The organism is Pseudomonas poae RE*1-1-14, assembly GCF_000336465.1.
Lineage (GTDB): Bacteria > Pseudomonadota > Gammaproteobacteria > Pseudomonadales > Pseudomonadaceae > Aquipseudomonas > Aquipseudomonas poae.
Genome location: NC_020209.1, coordinates 863,159 through 875,978, shown reverse-complemented (window position 1 = coordinate 875,978; position 12,820 = coordinate 863,159). Strand labels below are relative to the sequence as shown.

At 62.6% G+C, this 12,820-nt stretch carries 13 protein-coding genes; 11 read left to right on the top strand and 2 right to left on the bottom strand.

Annotation, left to right across the window (positions count from 1 at the left end):
• The first annotated feature begins 14 nt into the window (after positions 1-14).
• The 3 genes from H045_RS04045 to H045_RS04035 all read left to right on the top strand — a co-directional run bounded on the left by H045_RS04045 (position 15) and on the right by H045_RS04035 (position 3,048).
• A complete protein-coding gene (locus H045_RS04045; RefSeq protein WP_003233984.1) occupies positions 15-629 on the top strand; it encodes an NAD(P)-dependent oxidoreductase in 615 nt (204 codons plus the stop codon).
• A gap of 158 nt (positions 630-787) precedes the next feature.
• The gene (locus H045_RS04040) at positions 788-1,975 is read left to right on the top strand and encodes a cyanate transporter (RefSeq protein ID WP_015371500.1); all 1,188 of its coding nucleotides are present in this window, start codon (positions 788-790) and stop codon (positions 1,973-1,975) included.
• 137 nt (positions 1,976-2,112) lie between these two features.
• Positions 2,113-3,048, top strand: a complete 936-nt coding sequence (locus H045_RS04035; RefSeq protein ID WP_041931432.1) for a LysR family transcriptional regulator — start codon at positions 2,113-2,115, stop codon at positions 3,046-3,048.
• Here the strand turns inward: H045_RS04035 and H045_RS04030 are convergent.
• Positions 3,045-3,968, bottom strand: a complete 924-nt coding sequence (locus tag H045_RS04030) for a LysR family transcriptional regulator (RefSeq protein WP_015371498.1) — start codon at positions 3,966-3,968, stop codon at positions 3,045-3,047. The two genes, H045_RS04035 and H045_RS04030, sit on opposite strands and share 4 nt — an antisense overlap.
• Positions 3,969-4,309: 341 nt before the next feature.
• Between H045_RS04030 and tcuC the strand changes: the two genes are divergently transcribed.
• Both tcuC and H045_RS04020 read left to right on the top strand, forming a co-directional pair.
• The gene (tcuC, locus tag H045_RS04025; protein WP_003233980.1) at positions 4,310-5,614 is read left to right on the top strand and encodes an MFS transporter; all 1,305 of its coding nucleotides are present in this window, start codon (positions 4,310-4,312) and stop codon (positions 5,612-5,614) included.
• A complete protein-coding gene (locus H045_RS04020; protein ID WP_015371497.1) occupies positions 5,614-6,372 on the top strand; it encodes a substrate-binding domain-containing protein in 759 nt (252 codons plus the stop codon). The genes tcuC and H045_RS04020 overlap by 1 nt, the downstream gene beginning before the upstream one ends.
• On the opposite strand, the gene H045_RS04015 is transcribed toward H045_RS04020, so the two are convergent.
• Positions 6,364-7,266 (bottom strand): LysR family transcriptional regulator, encoded by a 903-nt coding sequence (locus tag H045_RS04015; RefSeq protein ID WP_015371496.1) that lies wholly within the window; start codon positions 7,264-7,266, stop codon positions 6,364-6,366. The two genes, H045_RS04020 and H045_RS04015, sit on opposite strands and share 9 nt — an antisense overlap.
• A gap of 167 nt (positions 7,267-7,433) precedes the next feature.
• Between H045_RS04015 and H045_RS04010 the strand changes: the two genes are divergently transcribed.
• Genes H045_RS04010 through H045_RS03985 form a run of 6 tightly spaced genes read left to right on the top strand, consistent with a single transcriptional unit; the run spans position 7,434 to position 12,820 of the window.
• On the top strand, positions 7,434-8,285 hold the full coding sequence (locus H045_RS04010; protein ID WP_015371495.1) for an STAS domain-containing protein: 852 nt from the start codon (positions 7,434-7,436) through the stop codon (positions 8,283-8,285).
• A gap of 2 nt (positions 8,286-8,287) precedes the next feature.
• On the top strand, positions 8,288-8,650 hold the full coding sequence (locus H045_RS04005; protein WP_003233973.1) for an STAS domain-containing protein: 363 nt from the start codon (positions 8,288-8,290) through the stop codon (positions 8,648-8,650).
• Positions 8,647-9,051, top strand: coding sequence for an anti-sigma regulatory factor (locus tag H045_RS04000; RefSeq protein ID WP_003233971.1), 405 nt, complete (start codon positions 8,647-8,649; stop codon positions 9,049-9,051). Before H045_RS04005 ends, H045_RS04000 begins: the two co-directional genes overlap by 4 nt.
• A complete protein-coding gene (locus tag H045_RS03995; protein ID WP_003233969.1) occupies positions 9,042-10,049 on the top strand; it encodes an ATP-binding protein in 1,008 nt (335 codons plus the stop codon). Before H045_RS04000 ends, H045_RS03995 begins: the two co-directional genes overlap by 10 nt.
• The gene (locus tag H045_RS03990; protein ID WP_003233967.1) at positions 10,042-10,905 is read left to right on the top strand and encodes a sensor histidine kinase; all 864 of its coding nucleotides are present in this window, start codon (positions 10,042-10,044) and stop codon (positions 10,903-10,905) included. Before H045_RS03995 ends, H045_RS03990 begins: the two co-directional genes overlap by 8 nt.
• Positions 10,895-12,820 (top strand): response regulator, encoded by a 1,926-nt coding sequence (locus tag H045_RS03985; protein WP_015371494.1) that lies wholly within the window; start codon positions 10,895-10,897, stop codon positions 12,818-12,820. The genes H045_RS03990 and H045_RS03985 overlap by 11 nt, the downstream gene beginning before the upstream one ends.

The window sequence follows — 12,820 nt, the reverse complement described above, 5'->3', positions numbered from 1 at the left end:
AACTGGAGAACATCATGAGCAAGATCGCAATCATCGGGGCCACGGGCCGTGCGGGCAGTCAATTGCTGGAAGAGGCGTTGCGGCGCGGGCACAGCGTGGTGGCCATTGCGCGCAACACCGAGAAACTCGTCCCCCGGGCAGACGTCACCGTCAAACAAGTGGACGCACTCGACGCGCACGCCTTGCAACAAGCCGTCAGCGGCAGCGACGTGGTGATCAGCGCCGCGCACTTCGCCACCCTGCCCGCCAGCGCCGTGATCGGGCCGGTGAAACAGGCTGGGGTGCAACGCCTGCTGGTGGTCGGCGGCGCCGGATCGCTGCTGCTGCCAGGCGGTGGCCGGGTGATCGATAGCGCCGGTTTCCCTGACGAATACCGCGCCGAAGCCAGTGCAGGGGCTGAGTTTCTGGAAGCGCTGCGTCAGGAGAAGGAACTGGACTGGACCTTTTTGTCGCCGTCGGCGGAATTCGTCGAGACCGAGCGCACAGGTACATTCCGTCTGGGTCAGGATGAGTTGCTGGTCAGTGCCGAAGGGCGCAGTTGGATCAGCTTCGCCGACTACGCCATCGCCTTGCTCGATGAAGTGCAAACCCCAAGGCACTCGCGCCAACGCTTCACCGTCGGCTACTGATACACCACCGTCAAAAAATGTGGGAGGGGCTTGCTCTCTCCCACACTTTGATTGGCTGTGTGTCAGACCGCAGTTTTTCAATAGCTCCAGCGATTTTCTGATTTGCTGCCCTCCCCCGCACGTGGCCTGATTCGCTCTGGTTCATTCAAGGCAGGCTCATGCAAAACATTCAGACAAAACCCTCCAGCGCCGTATGGCTGATGATCAGTGTGGTCCTGGTCGCCCTCAACCTGCGCCCGTCGATGGCCGCCGTGGGCCCGTTGCTGGCGTCGATTCGCGCCGATGTGCCATTGGGCTTCAGCAGCGCGGCGCTACTGACCCTGCTGCCGGTGATGACCATGGGCCTGGCGATGTTCGTGGGCATGGGCGTGGTCAGGCGCGTTGGCGAGCACCGCAGCGTTATCGCGTCGTTGCTGCTGATTGGCCTGGCGACGCTGTCGCGGCTGGTCCTCGACTCGGCGCTGGAGCTGATTGTGAGTGCGATGGCCGCCGGTGTCGGGATTGCGCTGATCCAGGCGCTGATGCCGGTGCTGATCAAGTCGCGGTTCAGCGCGAATGTCTCGCTGTTCATGGGCTTGTACGTCACCGCCATCATGGGCGGCGCGGCGCTGGCGGCGTCGCTTTCGCCCTTCGTGCAACTGCACACCGGCAGCTGGCGCGCGGGCCTGGCAGTCTGGGCGGTTCTCGCGCTGCTGGCGCTGTTGGCCTGGTGTACACAACGCGCGACATTACCCGCACTGCCCCAGGCAGATGCCGACACGCAGCGAGGCTTTTTCGGCAACGCCCGCGCCTGGCTGCTGGCGCTGTTTTTCGGCCTCGGTACCGCGTCCTACACCTGTGTGCTGGCGTGGCTCGCGCCTTACTACGTCGAGCAGGGCTGGAGCGAACAGCACGCCGGGCTGCTCCTGGGTTGGCTGACTGCCATGGAAGTGGTGTCCGGTCTGATCACCCCGGCCATCGCCAATCGTCGCAATGATAAACGTGGCGTGGTCGCCGTGTTGCTGGTGCTGATCCTCCTCGGTTTCTGCGGCCTGACCCTCACGCCCCAGCACCTGAGTCTGTTATGGCCTTGCCTGCTCGGTCTGGGCATCGGCGGGCTGTTCCCGATGAGCCTGATCCTCGCCATGGACCACCTCGACCACCCGCGCCGTGCCGGCAGCCTCACCGCCTTCGTGCAGGGCATCGGCTACCTGATCGCCGGCCTGTCGCCGCTGCTCGCGGGGATGATCCGCGAACGCTCAGGCAGCTTCACAGGGGCCTGGTGGTCGCTGACGGCAGTGGTGGTGGTGATGTTGCTGATAGTCACGCGTTTCAATCCACGGCACTACGCCCGGCATATTCGCTGAGGTCGTGTTGTGGACATTATTTGTCCCACGACAAACATAGAAATGCCCTACAGAACTTTCTATTGGCACGACCGTTCCGTTAAGCTTTTGCACTGTCGTGTACTGAGTTCGGTACCGAAGGTTTGCGGACGGAACCGATGCTAAACAGTAACTTGCTCAGAAAACTCGATATGCAGGACCTGATGGTGTTTATCGCCGTCTACGACCAGAGCAGCGTTACCGACGTGTCTGAAACGCTGTTCGTCAGCCAGTCCACCGTGAGCTACAGCCTGAAGAAACTGCGCACCAGTTTTGAAGATGAGCTGTTTATCAACACCCGCGCGGGGATGCGTCCTACGTCCAAGGCCACGACCATGTACGGCCATGTGCAGAGGATCCTCGAAAGCATCAACCTGTGCCACGCCGGCGACCAGCCGTTCGACCCTGCGCAGAAGGCCGTGACGTTCAACGTGTGCGCCCCGGAATACTTCGAGCAATTGATCCTGCCGCACCTGCTCAAGAATTTCGACCGTGCCGACCTGCCGGTCATCGTCAACGTACAGCGGCTTGAAACCGACATCCCCGCCGACGACCTGCGTGATGGGCGCCTGGACCTGGTGATCTGCTTCGGCCCGCACTTTCACCGCGCACACAAGGACTTCAAAACGCAGATGCTGTTGGAAGACGACCTGGTGTGCGTCTTCGACAAACGCGCGGCGCCGCCAGAGCCTGTGTTCAACCTGCACGCCTTCGTGGCCCGGCGCCACGTGTTCCCCACGCCGTGGACCTCGGCCACCAACATGATCGACGGCTGGCTCGCGCGCCAGGCCCACAAGCGCCAGGTGGTCGCGCGCGCCAACAGTTACAGCGCCGCGTTGAAAATGATCACCGGCACCGACTTCATCGTCACCCTGCCACGCCGCGTGCAGAAGCTGCTGGCTCCCGCCACGGTGTTCGGCCACTGCGAGGCGCCGAGCGGTTTGCCGGGGTTCACCCTGGATATGCAATGGAAGGAAGCCGGCGCGCAGGACAGCGCCAACAGCTGGTTTCGCGAGCAAGTGGTCAAGGCCTGCGCCGATCAGGGCTTGCTCTAGAGCGGCGCGGTCAGCCCGCGATCGCTCATGAACGCCTCCAACCGCGAACGCACCCAACGCTCGGCCGGATCGGTGTCCACGTGGCTGAGCCAGACCATGGACAGGTCCAGGGTTGGCGTCTGGAACGGAAACGGTTCGCAAAACAACTTGCCCGACACCGCCATGGCTTCGGCGGTGTAGTCCGGCAGGCTGGCGATCAGGTCGGTGCCCGCCAGCAGCGCCGGCAGTGCGCTGTATTGCGGTACCGACAACACCACCTGGCGCTTGCGGCCGATTTCCGCCAGCCACTCATCGGCAAACCCGGCCACGTTGGCGGTATGGGACACCAGCACGTGGGGACGCGCGCAATATTCATCGAGGGTCAGCGGTGTTTGTGAGGCATCGGCACGCAGGATGCGCGGGTGGATATGGCGCAGCAGCTTGCGCTTGGCGTTGGCCGGCAGGCCACGGGTCTGGGTGATGCCGACGGTGATGTCGCCGGACGCGAGCAGGTCGGGAATGCGCCAGTAGTCGACGTGCTGCACCACAAACACCACCTGCGGTGCCTCCTGGCGCAGGCTGCGCAGCAATGGCGGCAACAGGCCGAACTCGACGTCATCGGACAGGCCGATGCGAAAGGTCATGGTGCTGATGGACGGGTCGAAATCGTGGGTCAGGCTCAAGGCCGACGACAAGGAGTCCAGGGCTGGCGACAGGTGTTGGATGATTTCTTCGGCACGGGCAGTGGGCTCCATGCGGTGGCCCACGCGAATGAACAGTGGGTCGTTGAACAAGGTGCGCAAGCGGTTGAGCGCCGAACTGATGGTCGGCTGGCCGAGAAACAGTTTCTCGGCCACCCGTGTCACGTTGCGTTCGAGCATCAACGCTTCGAAGACCACCATCAGGTTGATATCGGCCTTGCGTAATTCATTGCGATTCATCGGCGCCTGCCCCCTTCCCCACGACAAGCCGCAGTGTAGAAAGCGCGGGGGCCGGCGTCTATGTAAGCGGCGCATTCAGCCCGGATCAAGTGTCGCCGATGATCAGGGTGAGGTGTTGGCAAAGTAGAACGCGCCGAAAGCTCCCATCAAGGCAGGAACGAACTTTATAGGGGAGCGGGCCCGTTCGCTCTCATAGTTGTAATGGGATGGCGCTGCGGATTGATAGCAAGCACACATCAATCTATCCAAATTTGTCACTTATCATTTCTAAATGTGTCAGCCACTATCTCGGGTCTTAAGCGAAACAAGCACTTTAAAAAGAACGCTGGAGACACAAAACCATGACAAGCCCTTCCCGGCCCGCCTCTGCCTCCTCGAAAGTTGGCGCGGTTTTTCGCGTTACTTCGGGTAACTTCCTCGAACAGTTCGACTTCTTTCTGTTCGGCTTCTACGCCACCTACATCGCTGCCGCGTTCTTCCCCTCCGCCAATGAGTTCGCCTCATTAATGATGACCTTCGCCGTATTCGGCGCCGGCTTCCTGATGCGCCCGCTCGGTGCGATTATTTTGGGTGCTTATATCGATGATGTGGGTCGTCGCAAAGGCTTGATCCTGACCCTCTCGATCATGGCCAGCGGCACGCTGTTGATCGTGCTGGTACCGGGTTACCAGACCATCGGTCTGTGGGCGCCGCTGCTGGTGCTGTTGGGTCGTCTGCTGCAAGGCTTTTCGGCCGGTGCGGAACTGGGCGGTGTGTCGGTTTACCTGTCGGAAATGGCAACGCCGGGCCGCAAGGGTTTCTACACCAGCTGGCAGTCGGGCAGCCAACAGATCTCCATCGTGGTCGCCGCTGCATTGGGTTACGGCCTTAATGTGTGGATGGAACCTGCAGTGGTGGCCGATTGGGGCTGGCGCATCCCGTTCGCCGTGGGCTGCGTGATCATCCCATTCATCTTCATCCTGCGTCGCAACCTGCAGGAAACCGAAGAGTTCGCCAACCGTACGCATCGTCCGACCATGCGTGAAGTGATGGCGACCCTGGTGAAGAACTGGACCGTGGTTATCGGCGGCATGCTGATGGTGGCCATGACCACCACCGCGTTCTACCTGATCACGGTGTACGCGCCAACGTTCGGCAAGACCGTGTTGCAACTGAGCACCTCGGACGCCCTGCTGGTGACCTTGCTGGTGGCGATCTCCAACTTTATCTGGCTGCCGATCGGCGGCACCTTGAGCGACCGCTTCGGCCGCAAGCCGGTGCTGATGGCCATGACGTTGCTGACCGTGCTTACCGCTTACCCGGCGCTGTCCTACGTGGTCAACGCACCGAGCTTTGCGCACATGCTGGAAACCCTGCTGTGGTTCTCCTTCCTCTACGGCATGTACAACGGCGCGATGATTCCGGCGCTGACCGAAATCATGCCGGTGGAAGTGCGCGTGGCGGGCTTCTCCCTGGCCTATAGCCTGGCGACCGCGATCTTCGGCGGGTTCACCCCGGCGATTTCCACCTGGTTCATCCATATCACTGGTGACAAGGCCTCGCCGGCCTACTGGATGATGTTTGCCGCGCTGTGTGCGCTGTGCTCGACCCTGGCGCTCTATCGTCGCGCCAATGCCCGCGGGCAAGTGATGCAGGGAGCGGTGTAATGACGTTTCTCTCTAAAACCCTGACCGCCCTGGCCCTCAGTGCACTGGCGCTGACGGCCCAGGCCGAACAACTCAAGGTGATGACCTCCGGTGGCTTCACCGCCGCCTACAAATTGCTCGGCCCGCAATACGCCAAGCAAAGCGGCGACACCCTCGACACCATCCTCGGCCCGTCCATGGGCAAGGCGCCGGAAGCGATTCCCAACCGCCTGGCCCGTGGCGAACACGCCGACGTGGTGATCATGGTCGGCTACGCGCTCGATGAGCTGATCAAACAGGGCAAGGTTGACCCGGCCTCCCGCGTGGAGCTGGCGGACTCGCGCATCGGCCTGGTGGTCAAGGAAGGCGCGGCCAAGCCGGTGATCAACACCGATGCGGACCTGAAGGCCGTGCTGAGCAAGGCCAAGTCCGTGGCCTACTCGGACAGCGCCAGCGGCGTGTATGTCGAGAAAGAGCTGTTCAAGAAACTCGGCATGCCGGCCAAGGGCACGATGATCGAACGCGCGCCAGTGGCTGAACAGGTGGCCAAGGGTGATTACGAAGTGGGCTTGCAGCAGGTGGCCGAATTGTTGCCGGTCAAGGGCGTGACCTTTGTCGGCAAGCTGCCGGAAGACGTGCAGTCGGTCACGCGCTTTGCCGCTGGCATTCCGGTCAACGCCGAACACAAGGACGAGGCCAAGGCGCTGCTCAAATTCCTCGCCTCCCCCGAGGCGCAACCGGTGGTGCAATCCACCGGCCTGGACTCGGTGTCACGCTGACCGAAACGGCATCTCCCGTACCAACCGTTCCAACTCCAGCGCCGCGGGCGGCAATGTCCGCCCGCGGCGTTTTATCAAGCCCACGTTGCGCATCACCTGCGGCTCCACCAGCGGCACGCTCACCAGAATCGGGTGCTCGCATGCCGGCATCGCAATCGATGGCACCATCGCCACGCCCAACCCCGCCTCCACCAGCCCGATCATCGTGGTCACGTGGTGGGTCTCGCAGATGCTCGGTTTTTTCACCCGCACTCCACGCAGGGCCTGGTCCAGCAGGAAGCGGTTGCCCGAGGTCTTGTCCACCGTGATGTAGTCGTGCTCGTAGGCTTCGGCCCAGCTTACGCTGTCGCGCTCGGCCAACGGGTGATCACGCCGGCAGGCCAGCACATAGCGCTCCTGCAGCAACAGTTCGAACTCGACCTCATCGGCCAGGCTGCCGCTGAAACTCACGCCAAAATCCGCCTCGCCGCTTTCCACCGCATTGCACACCTCGCCGGCACTGGCATCGAGCACACGCAGGCGAATCTTGGGGTACAGCTTGTGGAATTCGGAGATCACGTGAGGCATGAAGTAGTACGCCGTGGACGGCACGCAGGCGATGGTCACGTTGCCCATGCGGGTGGAGGCCACATTACTGATGCCCATGAGCGCGATGTCGAGGTCGTCGAGCATGCGCTCGACCTGCGGCAGGAACGCGCGACCGACCATGGTCAGGCTGACGCGGCGCGTGGTGCGCTCGAACAGCTTGACCGCCAGCGCCGACTCGAGTTTTTCGATGCGCCGGCTGAGGGCCGGTTGCGAGATACGGATGGCCTCGGCGGCGCCGCGAAAGCTGCCCTTGTCCACCACGGCGCGGAAGGCTTGTAGGTCGTTGAGGTCGAAGTTGATGATCACGGGTCGGCTGCTGGTTCAAAGTGAACCGCGATACTACCTTACAGGCACGGTTCACGCGCAGTCAGCCCGGCCGGGGCGTTGCTGTCAGATTCGCTGAAAAAGGTTCCGAGCGATGCAATTTAGTATAAATTGCCATCACTTTATTCATGGCTTAAAGGAGATTACCCGTGGCAACTCTGCAGGCAAAAACAGTCCAGGCATTGCAAGACAATCGCATTGACCTGCTCAACGAATGGACGCACAGCCTGGAGGCCACGGGCGCCACACGCAACCTCAAAGGGGACGACGTCAAGCAACAGACGGGCGACTTCCTCAACCTGCTCGTCGACGCCCTGCATAACGGCGGCTCGCAAAACATCAATCACGAAAACTGGGCGCAGACCCGGCTGTTCCTGGAGAAACTGTCCCACAGCCGCGCACTGGTCGGCCAGGATTCCCAGCAGACCGCCAGCTTCATTTTCGCCCTCAAGGGCCCGGTGTTCGACCTGCTGCAGCGCGAATACGCCAACGACGGCGCGCAACTGGCCGAGCAATTGTGGGAAGTGTCCGAACTGCTCGACGGCCTGGGCATGCACACCATCCGCACCTTCCAGAAATCCCGTGAGGCGGTGATCAAGCGCCAGCAGGAAGAACTGCTCGAGCTGTCCACTCCGGTGGTCAAGTTGTGGGACGGCGTGCTGGCCCTGCCGATGATCGGCACCCTGGATTCGCAACGCACCCAGGTGGTGATGGAATCGCTGCTGCAGCGCATCGTCGACACCGGTTCGGAAATCGCCATTATCGACATCACTGGCGTGCCGACCGTGGACACCCTGGTGGCCCAGCACCTGCTCAAGACCGTTACCGCGATCCGCCTGATGGGCGCCGACTGCATCATCAGCGGCGTGCGTCCGCAAATTGCCCAGACCATCGTGCACCTGGGGCTCGACCTGCAAGGCGTCGTCACCAAGGCCAACCTGGCCGACGCTCTGGCGCTGGCCCTCAAGCGTCTGGGCGTCAACATCAGCAAGGCAGTCTGAGCATGGAACGCATCCCTATTTTGCAGATGGGCGAGTTTCTGCTCGTGACCATCCAGGTGGACATGCACGACCAACTCGCGCTGACCCTGCAGGACGACCTGTCGGAACGCATCAGCCGCACCTCGGCGCGCGGTGTGTTGATCGATATTTCGGCGCTGGACATGGTCGACTCGTTCATCGGCCGCATGATCGGCACCATCTCGGGCCTGTCGCGCATCATGGACGCCCAGACGGTGCTGGTGGGCATGCAGCCGGCCGTGGCCATCACCCTGGTGGAACTGGGCATGAACCTGCCGGGCGTGGCCACCGCATTGAATGTGGAGCGCGGCATGAAATTGCTGCGCGACCGGGTTGAACACTCATGACCGAAGCCAGCAGCGGCACGCATCCCGTGCTGATCGAACAGGACGTTGTGCTGGCGCGACAATTGGTACGCAAGCTGGCCCAGGAATGCGGCATGCGCCTGATCGATCTGACCAAGCTGGTCACGGCCGTCAGCGAGCTGGCGCGTAACACCGTGGTGTACGGCGGTGGCGGCTATATGGATTGGGAGGTGCTGGAAAAAGACCTGCGCCCCGGCGTGCGGCTGACCTTTCGTGACGAAGGCCCGGGCATTCCCGACCTCAAGCTGGCGATGACCGATGGCTGGACCTCCGGTGGCGGTCTGGGCCTGGGGCTGACCGGTGCCAAGCGCCTGGTGGATGAATTCGAACTGGAGACCGCGCCGGGTAAAGGCACCCGCGTGACGATCACCCGATGGTCCTGAATATTCACAGTGCACTGACCCAGGTGCTAGGGGTCGAGGACGTCAGTCAGGTGGGCTACGCGCGCCGCACGGCGCAGCTGCTGGCCGAGCAACTGGGCTTTGACGAAACCGACGCCGGGCGCGTGGCGCTGGTGGCCACCGAGCTTGCCAGCAACATCCTCAAGCATGCCAATCACGGCCAGTTGCACCTGCGCGCCACCGGCAACGGCGGCGTGGAGATGATCGCCGTGGACCGCGGTCAGGGCTTCGACCTGGATAACTGCCTGGTGGACGGTTTTTCCACCAGCGGCACCCAGGGCATCGGCATGGGCGCGATTTCGCGCCTGGCCCAGGTGTTCGATGTACATGCCGATTCGCGTGGCACGGCGATGCTCGCGCGCCTGTATCCACGAGCCTCGACGGCTCGCGACATCCGTTACGGGGTCAGCCAGCATTCGTTGCACGACGACCCGCATTGCGGCGATGCCTGGCACCTGATGGTCGAGCCGGGACGCTTCAGCGTGATGGTGGCTGATGGCCTGGGCCATGGCATCGATGCCGAGCGCGCCGCGCAGGCCGGTGAGGCGGTGTTCGCGCAGGATGCGTTTCTCGACCCGACCGTGCTGATGAACGACCTGCATGTGGGCATGAGCGGCACCCGCGGCGGCGCCATGGCGATTGCTCAATACGATGCCTCGGCCGACACCCTGCGCTTCACCGGCATCGGCAACATCGGCGCCAGCCTGATCGGCCATGGCAAGCCTCGGGGGCTGGCCTCGCACCCCGGGATCGTCGGCGTGCAATTTCGCAAGGCCCAGCCCTTCGACTACGCTCAAGTGACCGGACAGTTGCTGATTCTGTACAGCGACGGCTTGCAGTCACGCTGGAACCTTGCCGATTACCCGGGCCTGGTGCACCGCCATCCGGCCCTGATCGCCGCCATTCTGCACCGTGATTTCTGTCGCGGCCGGGATGACGTTACCGTGTTCGTGATTGCCCTGGAGGCCATCAATGGCTGAAACCACTGCCTCCCTCGCCGATGAAGTCAAACGCCTGCGCCTGGAAGGCGACGCCCTGCGCGCCGAACTGGAAGAGACCAACCAGGGCGTGCTGGCGCTGTATGCCGAGCTGGACATGCAGGCCGACCAACTGCGCCAGGCATCGGACCTCAAGAGCCGCTTCCTGTCGTATATGAGCCATGAATTTCGCACACCCCTGGGTTCGATCCTGAGCATCACCAGCCTGCTGGTGGATGAACTCGATGGCCCGCTGAGCCCTGAGCAACACACTCAGGTCGGGTTCATTCGCAGCTCCGCCAGCGAGCTGCGGGAAATGGTCGATGACCTGCTGGACCTGGCCAAGATCGAGGCCGGGCGTATTTCCATCTCGCCGGCGTGGTTCGACATGTTCGATCTGTTCTCGGCGCTGCGCGGAATGTTCCGGCCCATCGTCGATGCCTCGTCGGTGGACCTGATCTTTGAAGAGCCCGCCGGCTTGCCCAAGCTGTATACCGATGACAAGAAGCTGGCGCAGATCCTGCGCAACTTCATCTCCAACGCGCTCAAATTCACCCTGCAAGGCGAGGTGCGGGTGTCGGCCCGCATGGAGAACGACCGCGAGATGCGCTTTGCGGTGCTGGACACGGGCCTGGGCATTCCCGCCGAGCTGCACAACAACCTGTTCGAAGACTTTTCGCAGATCGACTCGCCGCTGCAAAAACGCCTGCGCGGCACCGGCCTGGGCCTGTCGCTGTGCAAGCGTTTCGCTGAACTGCTGGGCGGACGCGTGGGCGTGGAAAGTACGCCCGGCGTGGGCTCGCTGTTCTACGTGATCATTCCTCTGTCCATCGAAAACGAGACTGTCGATGAAGCGTGACATTCGATTACTGATCGTCGACGACAACGCCGCCACGCGCTATGCCCTGCGCCGCCGCCTGGAGCGTCACTATGGCCATGTGCTGGAAGCCGGCACTGGCCAGGACGGGCTGGACCTTATCGCGCGCGAAAAAATCGACGCGCTGATTCTGGACGTCAACCTGCCGGACATGAGTGGCTTCGATATCGTGCGCCGCCTGCGCGCCGACCCGTCCACCGCGTTGCTGCCGGTGGTGCATGTGTCGGCGGCGTCCATCGAGACCGGCGACATCATCACCGGCCTGGACGCGGGGGCCGATGCCTACCTCATCCACCCGGTGGACCCGGATGTGCTGCTGGCGACCCTGCGCACCCTGCTGCGGGTGCGTGACACCGAATATGCGCTGCGCGAAAGCGAGGCGCGCTTTCGCGAGATTTTTTTCAATATCAGCGCGCCGATTGCAGTAATGGATGCGCAGCTCAAAGTCCACGAATGCAACCACGCCTTCGCGCAGTTGATTCACGACAACCTCAACCCCGACGCCCTGCTCGAATGCTTTGCCGACGGCCAGCGTGCCGTCATCGGCGAACTGTGCCAGCGCCTGTCAGCCGGCGAGCGCTGGAAAGGCACCCTGCAGTTGAACGTGAATGGCGAATTGCGCGAGACCGAGTGGCAGATTTCACCGTACAACCGTGTCGAGCTGAGCCTGGTGTTCGTGGAGGACGTGACCGAGCACCGCCACCGCGAGCGCCATCAGCAGGCCGAACTGGCCAATGCCGCGCGCCAACTGGCGCGCACCGAGGCGCAACTGTTGCAGGCGCAGAAGATGGACGCCCTGGGCAAGCTCACCGGGGGCATCGCCCACGACTTCAACAACCTGCTCACCGGGATCATCACCAGCCTGGAGCTGATCAAAAAACGCATCGAGAGCCAGCGCACCGAGAAGGTCCTGGGCTACGCCGATGCGGCGCTAAGTTCGGCCCTCAGCGCGGCCGGCTTGACCAATCGACTGCTGGCCTTTGCCCGCCAGCAGCCGTTGGACACGCGCCCTATCGATATCAATGCGCACATCCGCTCACTCGAAGAGCTGCTGGTGCGCACCATTGGCGAACACATCGCCCTGAAGCTGGAGCTGACCAGCAACCCGGCGGTGGCGCTGGTGGACCCGATCCAGCTGGAGAGCGCGGTGCTCAACCTGGTGATCAATGCCCGCGATGCCCTGCCCCAGGGCGGCATCATCTGGGTCACCACTTACCCAGCGTATTCCAATGGCAACCTCGAGCTGGAAAACGGTCCCTATATTGCGCTGTCGGTACGCGATAACGGCGTGGGTATCGACCACAGCGTGATCGACAAGGTGTTCGACCCTTTCTTCACCACCAAGCCGGTGGGCCAGGGCACAGGCTTGGGTCTGTCGACCATCTACGGTTTCGCACGCCAGTCCGGCGGCGATGCGCAGATCCGCAGCGTCACCCGCCAGGGCACCGAAGTCACCATCATGCTGCCCGCCGCCGAAGGCCCGGCCACGCTGGCCACAAAGCTGGTGGCGGTACCTGGGGTGAGCAAGGGCGAGCACATTCTGATCGTGGAGGACATGCCGTCGGTGCGCAGCTTCGTCGCCGAAGTGCTGGTGGATGCCGGCTACCAGTGCAGTCTGGCCGCCGACGGCGACGAGGCCATGGTGATCCTGCAGGCCGACCCGAGCATCGACCTGTTGCTGACCGATTACGGCCTGCCGTATATGACCGGCCGTGAACTGGCCGACCATGCGCGCGTGCTGCGCACTGACTTGCCGATTTTGTTCATGACCGGCTATGCGGAAAATGCGGCCAATCGTCAGAGCTTTCTGGGCGAACGCATGGACTTGATCACCAAGCCGTTTCACATCGATGAACTGCTGGAGAAAATTCGCCAGGGGATGGAGCGTCGGGTCTAG

Excerpts from the sequence above, each read along its gene's own strand:
- H045_RS04045 (WP_003233984.1), top strand. The coding sequence starts at position 15 with ATGAGCAAGATCGCAATCATCGGGGCCACGGGCCGTGCGGGCAGTCAA.
- H045_RS04040 (WP_015371500.1), top strand. The coding sequence starts at position 788 with ATGCAAAACATTCAGACAAAACCCTCCAGCGCCGTATGGCTGATGATC.
- H045_RS04035 (WP_041931432.1), top strand. The coding sequence starts at position 2,113 with ATGCTAAACAGTAACTTGCTCAGAAAACTCGATATGCAGGACCTGATG.
- H045_RS04030 (WP_015371498.1), bottom strand. The coding sequence starts at position 3,968 with ATGAATCGCAATGAATTACGCAAGGCCGATATCAACCTGATGGTGGTC.
- tcuC (WP_003233980.1), top strand. The coding sequence starts at position 4,310 with ATGACAAGCCCTTCCCGGCCCGCCTCTGCCTCCTCGAAAGTTGGCGCG.
- H045_RS04020 (WP_015371497.1), top strand. The coding sequence starts at position 5,614 with ATGACGTTTCTCTCTAAAACCCTGACCGCCCTGGCCCTCAGTGCACTG.
- H045_RS04005 (WP_003233973.1), top strand. The coding sequence starts at position 8,288 with ATGGAACGCATCCCTATTTTGCAGATGGGCGAGTTTCTGCTCGTGACC.
- H045_RS04000 (WP_003233971.1), top strand. The coding sequence starts at position 8,647 with ATGACCGAAGCCAGCAGCGGCACGCATCCCGTGCTGATCGAACAGGAC.
- H045_RS03995 (WP_003233969.1), top strand. The coding sequence starts at position 9,042 with ATGGTCCTGAATATTCACAGTGCACTGACCCAGGTGCTAGGGGTCGAG.
- H045_RS03990 (WP_003233967.1), top strand. The coding sequence starts at position 10,042 with ATGGCTGAAACCACTGCCTCCCTCGCCGATGAAGTCAAACGCCTGCGC.
- H045_RS03985 (WP_015371494.1), top strand. The coding sequence starts at position 10,895 with ATGAAGCGTGACATTCGATTACTGATCGTCGACGACAACGCCGCCACG.